17 protein-coding genes are annotated in these 23,058 nt (G+C 71.6%); 12 read left to right on the forward strand and 5 right to left on the reverse strand.

Annotation, left to right across the window (positions count from 1 at the left end; all coding sequences use genetic code 11):
* The first annotated feature begins 138 nt into the window (after window positions 1-138).
* The 4 genes from NQU54_RS30595 (at window position 139) to NQU54_RS30610 (ending at window position 6,413) form a co-directional block, all read left to right on the forward strand.
* Window positions 139-357 carry a hypothetical protein gene (locus NQU54_RS30595; protein WP_069873919.1) on the forward strand — a complete coding sequence of 73 codons (219 nt, stop codon included), beginning with the start codon at window positions 139-141 and terminating at the stop codon, window positions 355-357.
* 104 nt (window positions 358-461) lie between these two features.
* On the forward strand, window positions 462-1,268 hold the full coding sequence (locus NQU54_RS30600; protein WP_257633872.1) for an HlyD family efflux transporter periplasmic adaptor subunit: 807 nt from the start codon (window positions 462-464) through the stop codon (window positions 1,266-1,268).
* A 149-nt stretch (window positions 1,269-1,417) separates the two neighbouring features.
* Window positions 1,418-3,547: an NHLP family bacteriocin export ABC transporter peptidase/permease/ATPase subunit gene (locus NQU54_RS30605; protein ID WP_257633873.1), complete on the forward strand. Its 2,130-nt coding sequence runs from the start codon at window positions 1,418-1,420 to the stop codon at window positions 3,545-3,547.
* Window position 3,548: 1 nt separating this feature from the next.
* Window positions 3,549-6,413 carry an NHLP bacteriocin export ABC transporter permease/ATPase subunit gene (locus NQU54_RS30610; RefSeq protein ID WP_257633874.1) on the forward strand — a complete coding sequence of 955 codons (2,865 nt, stop codon included), beginning with the start codon at window positions 3,549-3,551 and terminating at the stop codon, window positions 6,411-6,413.
* A gap of 18 nt (window positions 6,414-6,431) precedes the next feature.
* Here the strand turns inward: NQU54_RS30610 and NQU54_RS30615 are convergent, their stop codons facing one another.
* Window positions 6,432-7,997, reverse strand: a complete 1,566-nt coding sequence (locus NQU54_RS30615) for an MDR family MFS transporter (protein WP_257633875.1) — start codon at window positions 7,995-7,997, stop codon at window positions 6,432-6,434.
* A 334-nt stretch (window positions 7,998-8,331) separates the two neighbouring features.
* Between NQU54_RS30615 and NQU54_RS30620 the strand changes: the two genes are divergently transcribed.
* Window positions 8,332-10,023 carry a phospholipid carrier-dependent glycosyltransferase gene (locus NQU54_RS30620; RefSeq protein ID WP_372506087.1) on the forward strand — a complete coding sequence of 564 codons (1,692 nt, stop codon included), beginning with the start codon at window positions 8,332-8,334 and terminating at the stop codon, window positions 10,021-10,023.
* A 347-nt stretch (window positions 10,024-10,370) separates the two neighbouring features.
* Window positions 10,371-10,952 carry a CAP domain-containing protein gene (locus NQU54_RS30625; RefSeq protein WP_257633876.1) on the forward strand — a complete coding sequence of 194 codons (582 nt, stop codon included), beginning with the start codon at window positions 10,371-10,373 and terminating at the stop codon, window positions 10,950-10,952.
* Window position 10,953: 1 nt separating this feature from the next.
* On the opposite strand, the gene NQU54_RS30630 is transcribed toward NQU54_RS30625, so the two are convergent.
* A complete protein-coding gene (locus NQU54_RS30630) occupies window positions 10,954-11,637 on the reverse strand; it encodes a TetR/AcrR family transcriptional regulator (protein ID WP_257633877.1) in 684 nt (227 codons plus the stop codon).
* 91 nt (window positions 11,638-11,728) lie between these two features.
* Here NQU54_RS30630 and NQU54_RS30635 point away from each other — a divergent pair, with 91 nt between their 5' ends.
* Both NQU54_RS30635 and NQU54_RS30640 read left to right on the forward strand, forming a co-directional pair.
* Window positions 11,729-12,688 (forward strand): NAD(P)-dependent alcohol dehydrogenase, encoded by a 960-nt coding sequence (locus tag NQU54_RS30635; protein WP_257633878.1) that lies wholly within the window; start codon window positions 11,729-11,731, stop codon window positions 12,686-12,688.
* Window positions 12,689-12,824: 136 nt separating this feature from the next.
* Entirely contained in the window at window positions 12,825-15,158 is a 2,334-nt protein-coding gene (locus tag NQU54_RS30640; RefSeq protein ID WP_257633879.1) for a HelD family protein, read from the forward strand.
* On the opposite strand, the gene NQU54_RS30645 is transcribed toward NQU54_RS30640, so the two are convergent.
* The 3 genes from NQU54_RS30645 to NQU54_RS30655 form a co-directional block, all read right to left on the reverse strand.
* Entirely contained in the window at window positions 15,089-15,427 is a 339-nt protein-coding gene (locus tag NQU54_RS30645) for a 3-keto-alpha-glucoside-1,2-lyase-like domain-containing protein (protein ID WP_257633880.1), read from the reverse strand. The two genes, NQU54_RS30640 and NQU54_RS30645, sit on opposite strands and share 70 nt — an antisense overlap.
* Window positions 15,428-15,784: 357 nt before the next feature.
* Window positions 15,785-17,005, reverse strand: a complete 1,221-nt coding sequence (gene wecB, locus NQU54_RS30650; protein ID WP_257633881.1) for a non-hydrolyzing UDP-N-acetylglucosamine 2-epimerase — start codon at window positions 17,003-17,005, stop codon at window positions 15,785-15,787.
* Window positions 17,006-17,126: 121 nt separating this feature from the next.
* Window positions 17,127-17,441, reverse strand: coding sequence for a hypothetical protein (locus NQU54_RS30655; protein ID WP_257633882.1), 315 nt, complete (start codon window positions 17,439-17,441; stop codon window positions 17,127-17,129).
* 140 nt (window positions 17,442-17,581) lie between these two features.
* Here NQU54_RS30655 and NQU54_RS30660 point away from each other — a divergent pair, with 140 nt between their 5' ends.
* The 4 genes from NQU54_RS30660 to NQU54_RS30675 all read left to right on the forward strand — a co-directional run bounded on the left by NQU54_RS30660 (window position 17,582) and on the right by NQU54_RS30675 (window position 22,977).
* Entirely contained in the window at window positions 17,582-19,039 is a 1,458-nt protein-coding gene (locus tag NQU54_RS30660; RefSeq protein WP_257633883.1) for a DUF2334 domain-containing protein, read from the forward strand.
* Between the two features lie 111 nt (window positions 19,040-19,150).
* Window positions 19,151-20,173, forward strand: a complete 1,023-nt coding sequence (locus NQU54_RS30665; RefSeq protein WP_257633884.1) for a glycoside hydrolase family 113 — start codon at window positions 19,151-19,153, stop codon at window positions 20,171-20,173.
* Between the two features lie 172 nt (window positions 20,174-20,345).
* On the forward strand, window positions 20,346-20,780 hold the full coding sequence (locus NQU54_RS30670; RefSeq protein WP_069873951.1) for an SRPBCC family protein: 435 nt from the start codon (window positions 20,346-20,348) through the stop codon (window positions 20,778-20,780).
* A 229-nt stretch (window positions 20,781-21,009) separates the two neighbouring features.
* Window positions 21,010-22,977, forward strand: coding sequence for a glycoside hydrolase family 84 protein (locus tag NQU54_RS30675; protein ID WP_257633885.1), 1,968 nt, complete (start codon window positions 21,010-21,012; stop codon window positions 22,975-22,977).
* Window positions 22,978-23,058 lie beyond the last annotated feature (81 nt).

Raw genomic sequence — 23,058 nt, forward strand, 5'->3', positions numbered from 1 at the left:
CATCCCTTTCCACGCTCAGGTATCCACGGATCCGGGTCCTCCCGGAACCTCGTGGCCATGCCGTGGGAGCCGATTCCCCTTCGGCCCCCGTGCGCTGTTGCAAGCTCAACGAGACAGTCACCCAAGGGAGACGCAACAATGAACAACGCGCCCAAGGTCGCGACCCAGGAGATCTCCGACGCCGAACTGGACAACGTGGCCGGCGGGATCGGCAACCCCGTGGGCGACGTCCTCGGCACCGTCGACACCATCACCGGCCCGGTGACCGGCGCCGTCGGCACCGTGACCGGCACGGTTGACGGTCTCACCGGCCTGAACACCACCGGCATCGTCGGTGGGGTTGTCGGCAGCCTCTGAGGCTGACACACCGCCTTCCCTGTGCCCCGGGCCTGCCTGGTCCGGGGCACTCGGCGGTCCACGGCCCCGTCCGAACGCCCCCTCGCGGTTGAGGAAAGACTCTCGTGCAGTTCCGCCAGCAGGCCCTCTCCAAGCTCCAGTCGGCAGAGGACATCGACCTGCCGGTGCGCTACGCCCGCCCCCAGGGATGGCTGGCACTCGCGGTCACGATGGCGGTCATGGCCGGGTCCGCCGTATGGGCCGTCACGGGCACCGTGTCCAACACCCTCGAGGCCACCGGGATCCTCACCCACGGACAGGGCAGCTATGTGCTCCAGAGCCCGATCGCGGGCCAGGTGACCTCCGTCCTCGCGCAGGAGGGCAGCACCCTCCCGGCGGGCGCGCCGCTGCTGAAGGTCCGCACCGCCAGTGGCACCACGGTCGTGCGCACCATCGCCGCGGGCCGGCTGACCACCCTCTCCGCCTCGATCGGCGCCGTGCTGAACACCGGCGCCGACGTGGCCTCCGTGGAGCGGGTCCGCCACTTTGACGACCCGCTGGTGGCGACCCTGTTCGTAGCCGCGGACCGGGCGGCCTCGGTACGGGTCGGCGCGTCGGTCGACCTCAGTGTGCAGTCCGCGCCGACACAGACCTACGGTGTGCTCCGCGGTGAGGTGCGGGCCGTGGGCCGGACCGCCCAGTCGAGGCAGCAGATCGGCTCCTACCTCGGCAGTGAGCAACTCGGCGAGGAGTTCTCCAAACACGGCCCGCCGGTCGCCGTCCAGGTGCGCCTCGACCGCAGCTCCGCCACCCGCTCGGGCTACCGCTGGTCGTCCCCCGACGGCCCGCCGTTCGCCCTCGGCTCCATGACCCTGACCAGCGGCACCGTCCACCTGGCCGCCCACCACCCCATCGATTGGCTGCTCCCGTGACCGCGACGAACGAGAGCGGACCGCCCCGGCCGGCACCCGCCGGAAGCAGCGGGGCGCGCCGCCCCCAGCCGGCCCGTGGACGGCGGCGCGCGCCACGCGGCGGAACCGGGCCGAGGAAACCACGGCGCCGTACCGTACGCACCCCCACCGTGCTCCAGATGGAGGCCCTGGAGTGCGGTGCGGCGTCGCTGGCCATGGTGCTCGGCCACTACGGCCGCCATGTGCCGCTGGAGGAGCTGCGGATCGCCTGCGGGGTCTCCCGGGACGGCTCGCGCGCCAGTAATCTGCTCAAGGCCGCCCGGAGCTACGGTCTGCGGGCCAAGGGCATGCAGATGGAGCCCGAGGCCCTCGCGGAGGTCCAGGCCCCGGCGATCCTGTTCTGGGAGTTCAACCACTACGTCGTCTTCGACGGCATGGGGCGGCGGTTCGGCAAGCGCGGCGTCCACATCAACGACCCCGACAAGGGACGCCGCTTCATCCCCGTCGAGGAGTTCGACACCAGCTTCACCGGTGTGGTCCTGGTCCTCGAACCCGAGGACTCCTTCCGCCGGGGCGGGCGCCGCCCCGGGGTGCTGGGCGCCCTGCCCCCGCGCATGCGCGGCACCACGGGCACCCTGCTGGCCTCGCTGCTGGCCAGCCTGCTGCTGGTGGCGGTGGGGGCCGCGGTCCCGGCGCTCAGCCGCACCTTCATCGACACCTTCCTGATCGGCGGTCAGGACTCGACGCTGGAGCCGCTGTTCGCGTCCATGGGCGTGGCGGTGGTCCTCACCGCCGTGCTGACCGGTGTGCAGCAGGCCAATCTGCTGCGCGGGCGCATCATCTCCTCCACCCTCAGCAGCGCGCGGTTCCTGCGGCATCTGCTGCGGCTGCCGGTCACCTTCTTCGCCCAGCGCAGCCCGGCCGACCTGGTCCAGCGGTTGCGCTCCAACGACACCGTCGCCGAGACCCTCGCCCGCGATCTGGCCGCCGCGGCCGTCGACGGGATCGTCGTGGTCCTCTACGCCGTGCTGCTGTGGACCTACGACCCCCAACTCACCCTCATCGGCGTCGGGTTGGCGATGCTCAACGTGGTGGCCATACGGGTGGTGGTGCGGCTGCGGGCCACCAGGACCCAGAAGCTGCGCGCCGACACCGCCCGGCTGACCACCACCTCGTACACCGGACTCCAGCTCATCGAGACCGTGAAGGCCACCGGCGGCGAGACGGGCTACTTCCGCCGCTGGGCCGGTCAGCACGCCATCACCCTGGAGGAGCAGCAGCGCCTCGGCGTGCCGAGCTCGGTACTGGCCGTGGTGGCCCCCACCCTCGCCACGCTCAACAGCGCCCTCATCCTCTGGATCGGCGGACTGCGGGCCGTGGAGGGCCATATCTCGATCGGTCTGCTGGTGGCCTTCCAGGCGCTGGTGACCCGCTTCACCGCGCCCATCACCCGGCTCAACTCGGTGGCCGGGCGCATCCAGGACTTCTCCGCCGACGTGGCCCGGCTCAAGGACGTGGAGAACTTCCCGGTGGACTCCCTCTACACCCGCGACGAGCCGCGCGAGGACACCCGCCGGCTGACCGGGCAGGTGACACTGGAGAACATCACCTTCGGCTACAGCCCGCTGGACGAACCGCTGCTGCGCGACTTCTCGCTGTCCGTCGGCCCCGGCCGGCAGGTGGCGCTCGTCGGTGCCTCCGGCAGCGGCAAGTCCACCGTCTCCCGGCTCGTCTCCGGCCTCTACACCCCCTGGGAAGGGGTCATCCGCATCGACGGACAGCGTCTGGAGGACATTCCCCGCGGTGCGCTGGCCGCCTCGGTCTCCTTCGTCGACCAGGAGGTCTTCCTGTTCGAGGGCACGGTGCGGGACAACGTGGCGCTGTGGGACCCGTCGATCCCGGACGACGCGGTGCTGGAGGCCCTGCGGGACGCCGCGCTCTACGACGATGTGATCGCACGGCGCCCGGAGGGGATCCACTGCCGGGTGGAGCAGGACGGCCGCAACTTCTCCGGCGGCCAGCGGCAGCGGCTGGAGATCGCCCGCGCCCTGGTGCGCCGCCCCAGTGTGCTGGTGCTGGACGAGGTCACCAGCGCCCTGGACGCGCGGACCGAGCAGATCGTCATGGACAACCTGCGCCGCCGCGGCTGTGCGTGTGTGGTGATCGCCCACCGGCTCAGCACCGTACGGGACAGCGACGAGATCCTCGTCCTGAACCGCGGCACGGTCGTCGAACGCGGACGGCACGAGGACCTCGCCGCCGCCGGAGGCCCGTACGCCGAGCTGATGAAGGAGCACTGACATGGCGTCCGTTCACCCGGCCCCGGCGGTGGCCGCGGACGGCGGCGACGCGGTGGTCCAGGCGCTGGGCGCGCTCGGCACGCCCGTCGACTGCGCCGGGCTGCGCAGCCTCCCGCTGGAGGGCCCGCAGGTGCTCTGGCTCGTCGTCGGCGGCGCCCTGGACCTGTTCGCGGTGGACGCCGCCGAGGAGGGGCAGTGGCACTTCCTCGGTCGGCTCGAGACCGGCGCGGCGCTCCCGGGCCCGGTCGAGGGCCCGCGCCACACCCTGCTGGGCCGGCCCTCCCAGGACTGCCTGGTGCGCCGCATCCCCCTGCGCGAGCTGTACCGTCCGGAGGCGTACGACGCGTACGGCGCGGCCCGGACCGGCGATCCGTACGGCACCTACGGGGACGGCGGGTTCCAGGACACCCCGCCCACTCCGCTGGAGCACGCCGTGGCGCTCGGGGTGAGCCGCAGCCTCGGCGTCCTCTTCCAGGCCCCGCTGGACGGCGGCGCCGCGCCCGAGGCGGCCGACGAGGACCTGCTCTGGCTTCCGGTGCCGTCCGGCAGTGTGCGCTACGGCGCCGAGTACAGCGCCCAGGCCGCCGGTGACCTGCTGATCGACGGTGCGCTGTGGCAGCGGATGGTCAATCAGCAGTACCGCCTCGGCACCGCCGTGGACCGCTGGATCGAGACCATGGAGCGGGCCCACGCGGACCGTACGGCGGCCGGTATCCGGGCCGGTGAGGCCGTGCGCACCCGCGCCGACCAGGCGCTGATCGCCTCCATCGGAGGGCCGCGGCGCGAGCGGGTGTCGGAGGAGGCCACCGACGACGCCGTCCACGCGGTGTGCCGCCGGGTGGCGGAGGCCGCCGGGATCACCCTGCCCGAGCCGTCCAGGAGCCGCGCCACCGACGAACGTGTCGACCCGGTCGAGCGCATCGCCGCCCATGCCCGGATCCGCACCCGCGCCGTCCGGCTGGAGGGCAGTTGGTGGCGGGACGACGCCGGACCGCTGGTGGGCTACCGCGCCAAGTCCGGGGCCCCGGTGGCGCTGCTGTGGCGGCGCGGCCGGTACGAGGCGGTCAACCCCGCCTCGGGCCTGCGGATCCGCGTCGACAAGGGCACCGCGCAGGAGTTCGAGCCGCGGGCCGTGATGTTCTACCGTCCGCTGCCCGACCGGCCGATGACCATGTGGCGGCTGATGCGCTTCAGCGTGCGCGGCGCCACCGGGGACTTCCGCAACCTTGTGATCAGCGGGCTGGTGACGGTGGCGCTCGGCGCGCTGGTGCCGCTCGCCACCGGCCAGGTGCTGGGCGGATTCGTACCCCGCGCCGAGAAGGGCCCCATCGTCCAGATCGCCCTGGCCCTGATCGTCTCCAGCGTCGTCGCGGCCGCCTTCATGCTGATGCAGAACCTGACCCTGCTGCGGCTGGAGGGGCGGCTGGAGTCCACCCTCCAGCCCGCGGTGTGGGACCGGCTGCTGCGGCTGCCCACCACCTTCTTCGCCGAGCGCTCCACCGGAGAGCTGGCCAGTGCGGCAATGGGCATCAGCACCATGCGCCGGGTGCTGTCCGGGATCGCGCCGACGGTCCTCCAGGCCGGCACCGTGGGCGCGATGAACCTCGCTCTGCTGCTGTACTACAGCGCCTCCCTGGCGCTTGTGGTGATCGCGATCCTGTTGGTGGTCTCCGGGGTCTTCCTCGGGATGGGGCTGTGGCAGGTGCGCTGGCAGCGGCGGCTGGTGGAGAGCGAGAACAAGCTCAACAACCAGGCGTTCCAGACCCTGCGCGGACTGCCCAAACTGCGGGTCGCCGCGGCCGAGAACTTCGCCTACGCGGCATGGGCCCGCGGCTTCGCCCACTCCCGCGATCTGCATCAGCGCACCGGGCGCATCAAGAACCTCACCCAGGTGCTGGACTCCGTCTACCTTCCGCTGGTCTCCCTCACCGTGTTCATGCTGCTGGCCGGGCCGGCGCGGGGGAGCATGTCGGCGGGCGCCTTCCTGACGTTCAACACCTCCGTGACCATGCTGCTCACCTCGCTGACCCAGCTCGCCAACTCCCTGGTCTCCGTGGTGGCGGTCCTGCCCATGTTCGAGCAGGTCAAGCCGATCCTGGACGAGCCGCCCGAGGTCCGCGGCGGCAGCGCCCAGCCGGGAGTGCTCTCCGGTGACCTCCGGGCCAGAAACCTCACCTTCCGCTACGGCGACGACGGGCCGCTGGTGCTCGACGATGTCTCGCTGGAGATCCGGCCGGGCGAATTCGTGGCCGTCGTCGGCCCGAGCGGCTGCGGCAAGTCGACCCTGCTGCGGTTGCTCATCGGCTTCGAACGGCCGGTGTCCGGCAGTGTGCTCTACGACGGCCAGGACCTCGCCGCCCTCGACCAGGCGGCGGTGCGCCGCCAGTGCGGGGTGGTCCTCCAGAACGCCCAGCCCCTGGGCGGTACGATCCTCGACTGCATCCGCGGCGCCGAGCCGTACACCCCAGAGGAGGCCATGGAGGCCGCCGAACTGGCGGGTCTGGCCGAGGACATCCGCCATATGCCCATGGGACTCCAGACCATGATCTCCGGCAGCGGCGCCATCTCCGGTGGCCAGCGGCAGCGGCTGATGATCGCCCAGGCCCTGATCCGCCGTCCGCGCATCCTCTTCTTCGACGAGGCCACCAGCGCCCTGGACAACGAGACCCAGCGCATCGTCATCGACAGCACCCGCCGTCTCAACGCCAGCCGGCTGGTGATCGCGCACCGGCTGTCCACCGTCATGGACGCCGACCGCGTGCTGGTCATGGAGGGCGGCCGGCTCGTGGAGCAGGGCGCCCCGGCCGAGCTGATGGCCATCCCGGGCGGAAAGCTGCACGAGCTGGTGCGGCGCCAGACGCTCTAGCACGGCGGGCCATCGGCGCTACGGGGCGGCCGTGCCGGCGGCCTCCTCGGCCTTGTGCGGCTGGACCGCCGGGCCGGGCCTGCCTCGCAGCGGTACCTCCTGGACGCACAGGGCGGCGATGAAGGCCACGACACAGACGACGCCCGCGGTCAGGAAGATCCGCTGGGTGCCGGTGGCGACGGCGTGCAGGTAGCCGTCCCTGGCGGCCTGCGGCAGCCGGGCCAGCGCCGCCGGGTCGGGCCGGGCCTCGCCCCTCTCCGCCCCGGCGGGTGCGTGGCCCTGGACCGCGCCGGTGAACAGCGAACCGAAGACCGCCACACCCAGGGAGCCGCCGATGGTGCGGAACAGGGTGACCGACGCGGACGCGGCCCCCATGTCCCGCATCTCCACACTGTTCTGCGCGATGGTGGTGACCATCTGCATCTGGCAGCCCGTGCCCGTGCCCACCAGGGCCATGAAGCACCCGGTGGCCGTGCGGGAGGTCGTGGCGTCCATGGTGGCCAGCAGGAACAGACCGACGGCCATGCACACGGTGCCGACGATGGGAAAGATCTTGTACCGGCCGGTGGCGGACATGACCTTGCCGCCGACCTGGGACATGATCACCACGGGGATCATCAGGGGGAGCAGCAGCAGACCGGAACGGGAGGCGGAGACGCCCTGGACGGTCTGCTGGTACAGCGGCAGATACAGCGAGCAGCCGAACATCACCACCCCGCCCACCAGGATCAGCGAGGATGCCAGGGAGAAGTTGCGGTGCCCGGTGAAGATGCGCAGCGGCACGAGCGGTTCGGCCGCCCGCCGCTGCCGGGCCACGAAGGCGGGCAGGCCCACCGCGGCCAGCGCGAACAGCCCCAGGATCTGCCACGAGGTCCATGAGTAGCTGGAACCGGCCCAGGTGGCGGCCAGGGTGAGGGCGCAGATGGTCGCCGTCATCACGGTGATGCCCGGCCAGTCGATACGGGCCCTGGCCCGGGTGGCGGGCAGCCGTAGCACCAGCTGACACCAGACCAGGGTGAGGACACCGAGCGGCAGATTGATGAAGAAGGCCCAGCGCCAGCCGAAATGGCCCGTGATGAAGCCGCCGAGCAGCGGGCCGCCGATGGTGCCGATGGCCATGATGGAGGCGGTCATGCCCTGGTAGCGGCCCCGCTCCCGGGGTGGTGCCAGCGAGGCGATCAGGGCGAAGGCACCGGCGCCGATGCCACCCGCGCCCAGACCCTGGAGGGCCCGGAAGAGGATCAGCTGCGTCATCGAATGGGCCGCGCCGGACAGCGCCGAGCCGAGCACGAAGACGACGACGGCGATCAGGTACATGTGCTTGCGGCCGTACAGATCGCCGAACTTGCCCCAGACGGGGGTGGAGGCGGCGGTGGCCAGGGTGTAGGCGGTCACCACCCAGGAGATGTGCTCCAGGCCGCCGAGGTCGCCCACGATCGTCGGCATCGCGGTGCCCACGATTGTGGCATCGAGCATCGACAGCAGCATCGCGAGCAGCACACCGAGCAGGGCCGGACGGACGCTTTTCGGGACGGTCTCCGGCGCGGTGGGACCGCCGGACGGCGGTGCGTCGGATACGGACAAGTCTGATCACTTCCTTCTCAAGGCGCTCGGCGCGGGGTCGCGCGGGAGTGGGCCCCGAAAGCGTCGGGATCCCGAAAGGGCAGGGGCGGGGGTCCTGAAAGAGGTGGGCTCCGCAACAGAAGAGCACATCGAATGGAGAAGTCCCCGCTTTTCGATCAGGACTCCGACCGGGAAGCCGCCCCGCCTCGGCGCTCCTCGAACACGGCCGGCCCACTCCCGGCCGGCGCGGCCGGCCTGCGATGCCCACGGCGACATCCGGGCCGGTTTGCGGACTTGGCTCAAGTTTCGGGCGGATATCGGGCGCGGCGGCACGCGGGCGTTAGCGTCTGTCGCTATGCGGTGGGCCGGTGTGATCGACAGGGTGACCAGGGCCGTCGGCGGGCCGAAGGGCCGGTCGGCGGCGGAGCCGGTGCGGCATCGGCGGTGGCTGGTGGCGGCCGCCGTCGTGGCGCTCCTCCTCCAGATGGCGGTCGCGATGGTCACCACCGCGGTGGAGCAGACCCCGACCATCGACGAGCCCGTGTATGTGGGCACGGCGGTGGACTCCCTGCACCACCACCGGGTGCGGTACAACCCCGAGCATCCACCGCTGGGCAAGCTCATCATCGCGACGGGGGTGGCGTTCGCGCATCCGCGCCTCGACGCCCGCTTCACCGGTGACCAGACGGCGCTCGGGCGGCAGGTGCTCTACGCATCGGGCAACGACCCCTGGCGGCTGATGCTGAGCGCACGGCTGCCGATGATCGCGCTGACGCTGCTGTTCGGGCTGGTGGTGTTTGCGTTCGCCCGCGATCTGACCGGCCCCGTGGGCGGGGCGGTGGCCCTCGCCCTGTACGCCTTCTCGCCGGACGTCATCGCGCACGGTTCCCTCGCCACGCTCGACGTACCGGCGGCCGGTTTCCTGCTGACATCGGTCTGGCTGCTGTGGCGGGCGCGGCGGCGGCCGCGGCCGCACCTTCCGCTCGCCGGGGCAGCCCTCGGCGCGGCCCTGGCCACGAAGATGAGCATGCTGGCGGCGGTTCCGGTGCTGCTGCTCCTGGCCGTGCTCTCGGTCTGGTACGCCCGCCGTGCGCACCACCGCTCACCGCGCGGCCGTCTGCGGTCGCTCGGGATCGGGGTGGCGGCGGCGGTGGGCGTGGCGCTGATCGCGGTGGCCGTGGTGTGGGCCGTCTATGTGCTGGTCGACCCCCGGCCGCGCTGGACGTCCACCGGTCATGTGCCCGCCGTGCACGGGTTGCGCGGGCTCGCCGTCGACCGGCTGCCGCTTCCGGAGGCGTACCGCGACGGGATGCGCGTCCAGTTCGGCTTCGAGTACGACACCTGGCGTGGCTTTCTGCTGGGCCGCCGCTACCTCGGGTCGCTGTGGTACTACCTGCCCGTCGCGCTGCTGGTGAAGACGCCCCTGGGCATGCTCGCGCTGTGGTTCGCCGGGGCGGTCACGATGCTGGCGGTTCCCCGGCTGCGGCACGCCGCGCCGTATGTGCTCGTCCCCGCGGCGGTGCTGCTGCTCGCCGCCCTGGACGGGGCCCGCAACCTCGGGGTGCGGTACGCCATCTTCCTGCCGATGTTCCTGGCGGTGGCGGCGGCCGCGCCGATGGCCGTACGGCGGCGATGGGCGTACGGTGCCACGCTGGCGCTGGTCCTGTTCGTGGCGGTCAGCTCGCTGCGGACGTATCCGTACTACCTGCCGTACTCCAACGAGGCGTTCGGCGGCCCCTCCCGGACCCATCTGCGGCTGCATGACTCGAACGTCGACTGGGGGCAGGACCTGGGGCGGCTGGCCGACCGCCTCCGGGAGCGATACCGGGGCGAGCGGATCTGGCTCGTCTACAAGGGCAGCGGTGTGCCGTCCGCCTATGGCATCCGCGCGTCCGACCCGCGCCGGATCCCGCCGGAGGAGGTGCGCGGGCTGCTCGTGGTCTCGGACTCCTCGGTCGCCCAGGCCACCGGCCGGCTGGCGGCGCTGATCGACGGCAGTGAGCCGATCGACGAGGTCGGCCACTCGATCACCATCTACCGCCGCTGATCGCCCAGGCGATGTCATGACATCTCTCACACCGGACGCCCGAGTAAAGGGGGCGTAGAGGGCATATCGACTAGGCGACATAGTGCGTCTTGTCCGCCCTGTCGGGAATGGTTGATTCCGCTTGGTCGTGTTCGCTCGTGTCCGGGCCCGGCCTCCGCTCGCCTGGCCACCGCGTCTTCTGATGAGACATCGGGCCGTGCGGGCCCTCCCCGGCGGCGGCTCAGCATGTCTCGCCACTGAGCGCAAGCGCCGCCCTCACTACGAACCCCTGTAGTACGAACACGTGTGTTGCCCGTGGGGTGGACGGCTTCAAGAATGACGGACCTCAACCGAGTGTGAGGTCCCGAATGAGCAAGCACCGCAGCAGCACGACACACCGCCGCAAGATAGCCATCGCCGCGCTCGCCGTGGCCGCCGTGGGCGTTCCCTCCGCCGCGATGGCATCACAGTCCGGCGCACCCGCGCGTTCCCACTTCGCCCACGCGCGCTCCCACTCCGCCACCCCCGCGGGTTCCCCGTCCGCCACCCCCGCGGGTTCCCCCTCCGCGGCCGCCACCGACCAGCAGGAAGTGGTGGACCTCGTCAACAGCGAGCGCGGCAAGGCCGGTTGTGAGCCGCTGACCGTGAACGAGAAGCTGACCAAGGCCGCCCAGGACCACAGCGAGGACATGGCGGCCCACGGCGATATGTCGCACACCGGCTCCGACGGCTCCTCCCCGGGTGACCGGATCGAGCGCGCGGGCTACTCCTGGCGGGCCTACGGCGAGAACGTGGCCTACGGCTATGACTCGCCCAAGAGCGTCATGGAAGGCTGGATGAACAGCTCCGGCCACAAGGCCAACATCCTGAACTGCGACTTCAAGGAGATCGGCGTCGGCCTGGCGCAGCCCGGCAACTACTGGACGCAGGACTTCGCCACCGCCCGATAGCTCATACCTCGGCTGTCCGGGGCAACCGGCCCAGCCCCAGCGGGGCGGGTGGTGGGAGGGGGCGGGCCGGTTCGGCCCGCCCCGCCTCGAAGGACCGCAGGAGGTGGGCGACCAGCCGCCGGGACGCGGCCGGTGCGGTCGTGGCGTCGCCGATGACACCTCTGTTGGCCATGAAGACCAGGCTCAGGTCGGACACGTCGAAGTCCTCGCGCAGCCGCCCCGCGGCCTTGGCGCGCCGGACCACCTCGGCGAAGCCCCCTTCGATGCGCGGCAGCTCCCGCTCGAAGCCGGCCGAGCCGGAGAACGATGACAGCAAGGCGTCGTTGAACTCCCGGTCCTGCGTCTGCGAAGCACACACCGTCTCGATGATCCGGCGAAAGGCCCGCCACGCGTCGTCGTCGGCCAGGGCGTCGTCGACGATCGCCGCACAGGCGGTGAACTCGTCCGAGAACACCTCCGCGACCAGCGCCTCCCGGGTGGGGAAGCGCCGGTAGAGCGTGGCCACCCCGACCCCGGCATGACGGGCGATGGTGGCCATCGGCACATCGAGCCCACGCGAGACGAACAGCGCCCGTGCCGCGTCGAGGACGCGACGGCGGTTGGACGCCGCGTCGGACCGCAACCCCGGACTCCCGGTGTCCCGAACACCGGTGGCGGGCGCTATATGAGAGACGTGAGCAGGCATGTTTCTCACCTTACGCCGACCGGGCGGTTTCCCTCTTTGCGCGCATTAGCGTGGGCGGCCACCCCGATGTGCGAAAGGGAAGATGAGGGCGATGAGCGAGATGCGCGCGGCGCGGTACGACCGGTACGGACCTCCCGAGGTGCTGTACGAGGGCACCCTGCCGAAGCCGGTGGCCGGTCCGGGCGAGGTGCTGGTCCGAGTGCACGCCACGAGTGTGAACGGCGGCGAGCTCTCGGGCCGGGCGGGCAAGCTGAAGCTGGTGACCGGGAGGAGGTTCCCGAAGAGCATCGGTATCGACATCGCCGGGGAGATCGCCGAGGTGGGCTCCTCCGTGCGCCATCTCGCGGTGGGCGACCGGGTGTGGGGTGCGATGCCGCGCCTGACGTTCGGGGCGGCCGCCGAGTACGTGGCCGTCCGGCCGCGTCAGCTCTCCTGCGCCCCCGAGGGCATCGATCTCGTCCAGGCCGCGGCCCTGCCCGGGGTCGGCACCACGGCCATCACGGCGCTGCGCGACAAGATCGGTCTGATGAGTGGCGAGCGGCTGCTGGTGCGTGGCGCGGCCGGCGGTGTCGGCAGCGTCGCCGTCCAGCTCGGACACGCGCTCGGCGCCCATGTCACCGCGCTCGCCGGAGCGAAGACGCTCGACCTCGTCCGGGAGCTCGGCGCCGATGAGGCACACGACTACCGGACCACCGGCCCGGCCGCCCTCGGGCCGTTCGACGCCGTGCTGGACACGGTGGGCACCGAGCTCGGCGCCTATCGCGAGCTGCTGGCGCCCGGCGGGCGCATGGTGGCCATCGCCTTCGACACCGACCGCCCGCTGCCTTCGCTGGGCTCCATGCTCCTGTCCGCCGTGCACGGCTCACGGCGGGTGCGGTTCTTCACGGGAAACCCCCTGCACCAGCTCTTCGCGGACCTCGCCGAGTATGTGGAGAACGGGGCGATCCGGCCGGTCATCGACACCGTCCATCCGCTCTCCGATATCGGTCGGGCCCATCGCGCCATGGAAGCCGGCGGTGGTCGCGGCAAACATGTCATTCAGGTGATATGAGACCATAAACAGAGAAATGCCCCGGCTGCCTTGACGGCCGGGGCGTTTCTCGGCGTATATTGGGGATTTCCATGTGCCAATACATTTACGGCATAAGGAAACCTGATGAAGTCATGGTATCCCGGCGGGAGTCGAATTGTCAAATGAGGAATGGGGCCGTGAGCAAGAATTCCTTGACCTGCTCAACGGTCGCCTCGCCGAACTCAGGGCACAGGCCGAGGAGGCGGTGACCGAGGCGCTGACTCTGGAGGGCACCACCTTCCAGGCGCGGCTGGAGCGCGATGTGCTGGTGGCCGAGCGGTCCGGGCTGCTCGCCGCGTTCGAGGCGGGGGAGCGGGGGCTCTGTTTCGGCCGGCTGATCTTCCGCGACGGCCGCGACCACCACATCGGCCGGATCGGCATCCGGCGCGATGACGAGGACCGCACCCCGCTGGTCGTCGACTGGCGGGCCGATGTGGCGCGCCCGTTCTATCTCGCCACCGGGCACACCCCCATGGGGCTGCGCCGCAGGCGCCACATCACCACCGAAGGCCCCAAGGTCACCGGGTTGCACGACGAGATCCTGGACCTCTCGGACACCATACGGACCGGGCACGAGGGGTCCGACGCGGACGCCGTGCTGCTGGCCGCGCTCGACGCCGCGCGCACCGGCCGGATGCATGACATCGTGCAGACCATCCAGGCCGAGCAGGACCAGATCATCCGCGCCCCGCACCGCGGCGTCCACGTCGTCGAGGGCGGCCCCGGCACCGGGAAGACCGTCGTCGCGCTGCACCGTGCCGCGTATCTGCTCTATGCGCACCGGGAGTCGCTGGCCCGCCGCGCGGTGCTGATCGTCGGGCCCAACCCGGCGTTCCTCGGCTACATCGGCGAGGTGCTGCCCTCGCTCGGTGAGACCGGTGTGCTCCTGGCCACGGTCGGCGAGCTCTTCCCCGGTGTGACGGCCGCCGGCACCGACACCCCCGAGGCCGCCGAGGTCAAGGGCCGCGCCGAGATGGCGGATGTCCTGGCCCGCTGCGTACGGGACCGGCAGACGCTGCCCGACCCCGCCATCGTGATCCCCCACGACGACGGCGAACTGGTGCTGGACAAGGACATCGCCTCCGAGGCGGGCCACAAGGCCAGGGAGACCGGTCTGCCGCACAACCTCGCCCGCCCCCACTTCGCGTTCCGCGTCATCGACGCCCTCACCGGCCAGCTCGTCGACCGGATCGGCGCGGACCCCTACGGCGGGCCCAACCTCCTCGGCGCGGACGACATCGCCCAGCTCGGCAAGGCGATCGCGGTCAACCCCGAGGTGCACGCCGCCATCCAGGAGCTGTGGCCCGCCCTCACCCCGCAGCGGCTCGTGGCCGACTTCCTCGACGACCCCCGCCGCCTCTCCGACGCCGACGCCGCCGCGATCCGGCGCACCGACGGCGAGTGGACCCCCGCCGACGTCCCGCTGCTGGACGAGGCCGCCGAACTCCTCGGCCACGACGACTCGGCGGCCCGCGCCGCCGAGGAGGCCGAGCGCCAGGAGCGCATCGACTACGCACAGGGCGTGCTCGACCTCTCCTACGGCTCCCGCACCCTGGAGTTCGAGGACCGCGAGGACGAGGAGTCGGAGGTGCTGGCCGCCCACGACCTCATCGACGCCGAACGGCTGGCGGACCGCGCCGAGGAGCGCGACCACCGCAGCGCCGCCGAACGCGCCGCCGCCGACCGCACCTGGGCCTTCGGCCACATCATCGTGGACGAGGCCCAGGAGCTGCCCGCGATGGCGTGGCGGCTGCTGATGCGGCGCAGCCCGACCCGTTCGATGACACTGGTCGGCGACCCCGCGCAGACCGCGGAACCGGGCGGCTGCGGCTCCTGGTCCTCGATCCTGGAGCCGTATGTGGGCGACCGCTGGGAGCACACCCGGCTCGGCGTCAACTACCGCACCCCGACCGAGATCATGGAGGTCGCGGCGCGGGTGGCGCGCACCGTCGACCCCGCCTTCCAGCCGCCGCGCTCGGTGCGCGCCACGGGCGTGCGTCCCTGGGCGGAGCACACCGGCGATCTGCCCGGTGCGGTGGCCGCGGCGGTGGCGCGGGAGACCCGCACCGAGGGCCGGCTCGCGGTGATCGCCCCGAAGGACCGCCATGACGCGCTGTCAGCGGCCCTCCCACAAGCGTCCACCGGCCGGTCCCCGGACCTGACCAGCGCGGTGGTGCTGCTCGACCCCCGGCAGGCCAAGGGGCTGGAGTTCGACACGGTGATCGTGGCCGAGCCCGCGGAGTTCGGCACCAGCGACCTTTATGTGGCGCTCACCCGGGCCACCCAGCGGCTGGGCGTGCTGCACACCGGGCCGCTCCCGGAGGGCCTGCGCGACCTGACCGGGTCGGCCGATCTGTTCGAGCCGACCGAGCCGGCCGATCACGAGGGGTCCGACGGCTCCGCGGGGACGGTGATGTCCCGGAACTCCGCCCGCGCGTCCTCGGTGTAGGCGCCCACGCTCCCCACCGTGTACGGGCGCTCCCGGTCGGTGAAGCCCACCACATGACGGTCGTCCACCGACACCGTCATCCGCGGGCCGCGCTGCCGGACCCGTACGTCCGACCAGTCACCGACCGGGAAGGGGCGGGTGCCGGTGGCCAGGAACCGCTGCCCGCCCCGATACGCCGGGTCCCGTTTGCCCAGCTCCCAGCCGTTGGGCTTGAGCGCCACATAGTAGAAGTGCTCGGGGTCGGTGTACGCCCACACCAGCCACGCCACTTCCCAGGGAATTGGGCTCGGGTGTGCGCAGCTGCTCCGCCGTGCGCATCCGGGCCCGGAAGTCCACGCTCCCGTAGCGTGCGGTGGAGACCACCAGACAGGCGTGGGTGAGGTCCTCACGGCGGGCCGTTCGCGGAGTGAGCGTCAGCTCGTCCGCCCCTCCGGCGTTTCCGCCGTAGCCGTGGAACACCGACCGCCATGGGCCGTGCACCGAACCGTCCCGCCAGGTCTCGACGATCGAAGGCGGCCGCTTCCGGTCCCATGTGCCGGACAGTGCGAGCGCCCCGACCACCACGAGGACGACGGCCAGCACAAGCCCCCCGGAACGCCACCCTGTGCGCCCTCGTAACGACGACGTCATGCCACCGGATCATACGAGCCGGACGCGTCGCGCCGTGCGGTGTTCACCGCCTCCTCGTATCCGAAGTCCTCGGTGAGCCGCGCCACGATGCGGTCGGCGGCCCGGCCGTCGCCGAACGGGTTCCCCGCCCCGGCCATCCGCGCGTACTCCTCCGGATCGTCCAGCAACCGCCCGGCGGCGGTGAGGATCGCGTCCGGGTCCGTGCCCACCAGCCGGGCCGCCCCCGCCTCCACCGCCTCGGGGCGCTCGGTGGTGGTCCGCAGCACCAGCGCGGGCTTGCCCAGACTCGGGGCCTCCTCCTGTATCCCGCCGGAGTCGGTGAGCACCAGATCGCAGTCGGCGAGGGTGGCGGCGAAGTCCAGGTAGTCCAGCGGATCCACCACCCGCACCCCCGGATGGTCGTCCAGCTCCGGCAGCAGGGCCTCCCGCACCGCGGGGCTGCGGTGCAGCGGCAGCACGAGCTCCACATCGCCGCGGTCGGCCAGTCGGCGCAGCGCCGCGCCCATCGCGCGCATCCTCTCCCCCTGGTTCTCCCGGCGGTGCAGGGTCAGCAGCACCTTGCGGTGCGTGGTGCGGAAGGCGCTGCGCCCGGCGCCCTCCTCCAGCACCCATAACTGGTTGTCGATGACCGTATTGCCGGTGGTGATCACCTGCTGGGGCGGTACGCCCTCGGCCCGGAGCTGGGCGGCGGAGCGGTCGGTGGGGGCGAAGTGCCAGCGGGCCACCCGGCCGATCATCCGCCGGTTGAGCTCCTCGGGAAAGGGGTTGTCCAGGACACCGGTGCGCAGCCCCGCCTCGACATGGGCCACCGGCGTGCGTTCGTAGAACGCGGCCAGCGCACCGCACAGCGCCGTGGTGGTGTCGCCCTGGACCACCACCAGATCCGGCCGTTCGGCGCGGATCACCGTGCCCAGACCGTCCACCAGCCGCGCGGTCAGCTCCGACAGCCGCTGCCGGTCCCGCATCACGGCCAGGTCGGTCTTCACCCCGACCCCCAGCAGACCGAGCATCTGCTGAAGCATCTCGAGGTGCTGACCGGTGGTCACCACCACCGGCTGGAACCGCGCGGAGGCGGCCATCGCCCTGACCACCGGGGCCAGTTTGATCGCCTCCGGGCGGGTTCCGAGCACCAGCAGGGTGCGCACGGTGCGCGGCGGACGCGGCGCGGGGGCGGCGTCCATGGGCGACAGGGACACGGGTCTGCCGATGAGGGACATGGGTCTCCTTGACGAGAGGAGCGAAGAGGAAAGGAGCAACCGCACAAGCGGGATGGCACAGGGCGTGCGAGAGAAACCGGCGGTGCGTGAGGTGCGCAGGCGGTGCTGAGGTGCGAAAGGTTCAGCTACGGGCGGTCTTGAGCCAGGTGCGCTTTCCGGTGACGGCGCGCCACAGCCCCCACCAGCCGGCGGCGAACCAGATGTAGCCGTAGATCACGAAGATGTGGCCGAGCAGTACCGCGTGGAGCGCGCCGAGCGAGGATTCGCGCCGGCGGTAGACGAAGCCGTAGATCCAGGCCGCGGTGAAGGAGAGCAGATACGGGCCCAGGAACCACATGGTGGAGACCAGCGGCCGTCCGGCCGGCCGCCCAGCGGTCCGCCGACCGGGAACGCCGCGCCGGGACGGCCGGAAGGCATACCGGCGAAAAGCGGACATCGACCCACATCCGGCAGGCGCTCCGGGCCGCCGGACCGCGGGCGAACCGCGCACCGCGGGCCCTCGAGCCCGGCCAGGCCAAGACGCTCGTCCTGTACGACACGGCGGGCCCGTACGGGCACCTCGGTGAGCTGTACGCGATGGGCGTGGCCAACCTCGGCGGCCACTTCGGCACCGTGACCACCAAGCCGGTCCAGGAGTACACCCCCGGCCTGATGGAGAGCTACGACGCCACCGTGTACATCGGCTCCACCTACTACGGCGACGAGATCCCCGACGCCATACCGGAGGACTTCTACCTGGACACCCTGCTCTCCGAGCGGCCGGTGACCTGGGTCGGCGAGAACATCTGGAACATGGCGAACTCCGTCAGCCTCCAGGAGTTCGCGTACCGGTACGGATGGGACCCGACCTCGTCGTTCTACGACGTGGACGGCAGCGTCGGCCAGATCACCAAGGTGAACTACAAGGGCCAGGAGCTCACCCGGAAGATCCCGGCGGGCCAGGACCCCGGTGTTCTGCACCCCCACATCACACCCGGTGGGGACAACGCCACGGTGACCGAGCTGGCCCAGGCGGTCGACACCGCCGGTGGCGCGGAGAAGAACTCCCCGTGGGCGATCCGCTCCGGCAACCTGACCTACGTCGGTGAGATCCCCTTCACCTATGTCTCCGAGTCCGACCGGGTCATCGCCTTCCAGGACCTGCTCTTCGACGCGCTGGCCCCGGACACCGCCGAGCAGCACCGGGCCATGGTGCGCCTGGAGGACATCACCCCGCTCTCCGACACCACCAGCCTGCGGGCGATCGCGGACTACCTGAAGTCGAAGAACATCGCCTACGGCATCAATGTCATCCCGGTCTACAGCGACCCCAAGGGCGTACAGAACAACGGTGTGCCGCGCACCGTACGCCTCTCCCAGCGCCCGGCGCTGGTGAACACGCTCAAGTACATGCTCAGCAACGGCGCGGTGCTGATGGACCACGGCTACACCCATCAGTACGGCAACGTCGACAACCCGTACAACGGGCTCACCGCCGATGACTTCGAGTTCTTCCGGGCCCATGTGGACGCCACCGACACGGTGGTCTACGACGGTCCGGCGGCCGAGGACTCCGCCGAGTGGGCACAGGAGCGGGTCACCGCCGCACTGGCCGAGTTCGCGCGGGTGAGCCTGCCCACGCCGAAGCTGTGGACGACTCCGCACTACGCGGCCTCGGCCACCGACTACAAGGTGTTCGCGCAGAACTTCGCGGCCCGCATGGAGCGTCCGCTGTACTTCTCCGGCACCCTCTCCGGCACCCCGACCGACTCCAGCCGCTACCTGGGGCAGTTCTTCCCGTACCCGGTCACCGATGTCTACGGCACCAAGGTGCTCCCGGAGAACCTGGGCAGCTACGAGCCCGAGGCCCACAACAACAACCCGCCCCGGCTGGCGGCCGACCTGATCAACAACGCCAAGGCCAACCTGGCGGTACGGGACGGCTTCGCCAGCTTCTACTACCACCCCTACCAGCCGGTCGAGCCGCTGAAGGAGACCGTCGAGGGCATCCTGGCGCTCGGCTACACCTTCGTCAGCCCCGAGAGCCTGATCTGAGCCCGGCCTGATCCACCGTCACACCGTCCGTGTGCCGTTCCCGGTCCGCCCCGCGCGGGCCGGGAACGGCCGCGTAGTACCGGGTCCCTGCCCGAGGAAGGCCCTGCCCCGATGAGAGCGCTGAGGCGGGCGACCGCGGCGGTCACCGCCGCCGTCGCCGTCCTGACCGGATGCTCGTCCGATACGGACGACGACCGGCCCACCCCCCATGGCCAGGTGCGGGGCATCACCCTGCCCGCCTGGAACACCGATGACTACGACCGCCCCGAGGCCCGTCGCTATCTGCGCCAGATCGCCGGCACCGGCGCCCGGTGGGTGGTCTTCACCCCCACCTGGTACCAGAACGGGACCCGGCGCTCCACGCCGCACACCACCGAGGAGACCGCGAGCGACCGCAGTGTGCGGCGGATCGTCGGCCTGGCCCACGGCGCCGGGCTGAAGGTGATGCTCAAACCGCATGTGGACCTGGTGGACGGCGGCGACCGGGCCGGTATCCGGCCCGCCGACCCGGACGCCTGGTTCACCGCGTACCGGCGCTTCATCACCCACTACGCCCGGCTGGCCGGCGAACTGGACGTGGAGCAGTTCGCCGTCGGCACCGAACTGGCCGGCACCTCCACCGACCGGCGCCGCTGGACCCATGTGATCGACGCGGTGTGCGACACCTACGACGGCACGCTGACCTACGCCGCCAACTACGACGAGTACGCCCGTATCCGCTTCTGGGGCTCCCTCGATCTGATCGGCATCGACGCCTACTGGCCGCTGGCCGACTCCGCCACCGCCGACCCCGCCCGGCTGGCGAAGGGCTGGAAGCCGATCGTCGCCGAACTCGCCGCGTTCTCGGCCCGGTTGGACAAGAAGATCCTGTTCACCGAGGCCGGATACGTCAGCCAGCGGGGCACCGCCGCCGAGCCGTACTCCTGGACCGTCAGCGAGCGCGCGGCGGCGGATGAGCAGTCCGCCGCGTATGACGCGCTGCTGACCGCCCTCGACGGCCGGTCGTGGTGGGCCGGGGTGTGCTGGTGGATGTGGGACGACTGGCCGGACAGCGGCGAGACCGCGCCCCGGCTGGCCTACACCCCCCATGGCAAACCCGCCGAGCAGGTGCTGCGCCGCTGGTGGCGGGCGTGACCCGGGAGGTGTGGGCCGACCGCCGCCGGTCCTGAGGAGCGGTTCTCGCCGGAGCCGCTCCTGCCAGGGGCGGCTGTCGTGCGGGACACCCGCGACAGCCCGCAGATGGCCTCGACCCCTCCGACCGCTTCGGCAACCGCGATTCCGGCCGCCGACCGCCTACGATCCCGCTGTGGCCCACTTCCGCATCCAGCGGCGCTCCCCGCTGCCCGCCGGCGAGACCTGGCGACGGCTCACCGACTGGCGGCGCCACGGCGCCCATGTACCACTGAGCGGCGTCACCGTGCGTCCGGAGGGGCCGACCCGGGTGGGCACGGTGGTCGTGGTGCGCACCGGTGTGGGCCCCGCCGGATTCGACGACCCCATGGAGGTCGTGCGCTGGGATCCACCCGCCGGTGACGCTCCCGGTGGGTGCAGGCTGGAGAAGCGTGGCCCGGTGGTCCTGGGGTGGGCCGAGATCGAGGTGCGCCCCCGGGGCGGCGGGTCCGAGGTGGAGTGGCGCGAGGAGGTGCGGCTACGGGGGCTGCCCCGGCTGTTCGACCCGCCCACGGCCTGGTCCGGCCGACTGCTTTTCGGCCGTGTGGTCGACGCGCTGCTCAAACAGTGACGGGCGCCCGTCTCGAACGTATGAGTCGCTCTTCAAGTGGACTGCCCCGTAAGGCGTTTGACGGCCATCGCCCGGCACGATCATCCGCGCTCGCGGCTGGGTAGGGATACGCCGGGGCCCATATCGCCCACGGCCCCCAGCACCCAGCACCCCGTACGGCGCACCGCACCCGTCCCGGCATCACCGCACCGTCCCCGAAGGCCGCCGAATGCCACGGAGGAGATGGCCCATGCGCAGTCGCTCCAGCACCCTGGCCCGCGTCACGGTGTTGTTCACCCTGCTCGCCCTGCTGCTGCCCACCGGCGCGGCCGCCACCGCGGCCACCGCCCCCGGGCCACTGCCGGTCGTCACCCCGCGCCCGCAGGAGATGTCCCGCATCGGAGCGGATGTCCATGTCCCCGACCGGGTCCGCCTCGTCATCGCGGACGGTGTGGACCGCCCGACGCGTGATCTGATCACCTCGGTGCTCCGCCGCGCGGGGGCCTCGCGCATTCAGGACGGCGCTGGGCCGAAGCTGACCGTGACCGTCGGCCGGATCGCCGATCCACGGGTCGTGCGGGCGCTGCGGGCCGCCGGGGGCCGGGTGCCGGGCGGCCCGCTTCCGGCCGAGGGCTATGCGCTCACCGCGGGAGGTACCTCGGTGGCGCTCGCGGGCGCGGACTCGGACGGCGTATACTACGCGGCGCAGACGCTGCGTCAGCTGGTTTCCGGCCACCGGGCGATCGCGTCCGTCTCGGTGGCCGACCATCCGCTGATGCCGCTGCGCGGGGTGATCGAGGGCTTCTACGGAAGCCCCTGGACCCACGCCGAGCGGATGGACCAGCTGGCGTTCTACGGGGACGTCAAGATGAACACCTACATCTACGCGCCGAAGGACGACCCCTACCACCGGGAGAAGTGGCGCGAACCGTACCCGGCCGCCGAACTCGCGGAGCTCGGCGAGCTCGTCCGGCAGGCCACCGACCACCATGTGCGGTTCACCTTCGCCGTCTCCCCGGGGAACTCCATCTGCTACAGCGACCCCGCCGACATCGCCGCGCTGGAGGCCAAGCTGGACGCGGTCTACGACTTCGGGGTGCGCAGCTTCTCCATGCCGCTGGACGACATCAGCTACACCCGCTGGAACTGCGAGTCCGACCGCGCCACTTACGGAGACCCCTCGTCGAAGGCCGCCGCCGAGGCGCAGTCCGACCTGCTCAACACGGTGCAGAAGGCGTACCTGGACGAACGGGCGGACACCAGGCCGCTCCAGATGGTGCCGACCGAGTACGGGGACGTCACCGACACTCCGTACAAGCGTGTTCTGCGCGAGCGGCTGGACGCGCGGGTCGAGGTGATGTGGACCGGAACGGATGTGGTGCCGCCGCGCATCACCGTCGCCGACGCGGAGCGGGCCGCGGGAGTGTGGGGGCGGAAGGTCTTCGTCTGGGACAACTACCCGGTCAACGACTACGGCCAGGCCGAGGGAAGATTGTTGCTCGCTCCGTACGACGCCCGTGAGCCCGGACTGCACCGGCAGCTCTCGGGTCTGGTCCTCAACCCGATGAACCAGGCCGCCGCCAGCAAGGTGGCCCTCTTCGGCGGAGCGGACTTCGCCTGGAACGACACGGGCTACGACGCCACCCGCACCTGGGAGGCCGCCGCCCGCCACCTCGCCGGGAGCGCCCCTGGCACGCGGCCGGGGCGTTCGGACGACACCGTTCGCTCGCTGCTGGCCTTCTTCGACACCCAGCATCTCGCGCCCACCTTCGGCGCCGAACCCTGGCAGCCGCAGGCCCCCGAACTCGCCGCCCGGCTCGACCGGTTCCGTACCGCCTGGGAGGCGGGGCACGAGCGGACGGCCCTGCGCGATCTGCGCCCGTACGCCAGGCTGCTGGCCGAGGCCCCCGAGCGCATCAGGGCCGGGGTGGCCGACCGGGGATTCGTGGCGGACAGCGCGCCCTGGCTCGAGGCGCTGTCGCTGTGGGGGCGCGCCTTCGAGCGCACCCTGGACGCGCTGGGCGCCCGTCTCGACGGCCACGACGCCGATGCGGCCCGGTGGTTCGCCGGGGCGGCGGCCGACGCGAGGCGGGCCGGGGAGATCCGCACCATCCCGGGCGAGACCCGACCCGAGGGGCCGGTGCGCATCGCCGACGGGGTGCTCGACACATTCATCGCCGAGTCGGCCGAGTCGGCGGAACCGGCGGAGACCGGCTGAACTGCCCTGACCCCGCCCGGGTTGTCGAAGCGCTCGCGCGTCCCCCCAAGGGGGTGGTGACTCTAGGGTGATCATGCACTA

It is taken from the genome of Streptomyces malaysiensis subsp. samsunensis (assembly GCF_024519315.1).
Taxonomy (GTDB): Bacteria; Actinomycetota; Actinomycetes; order Streptomycetales; family Streptomycetaceae; genus Streptomyces; species Streptomyces malaysiensis.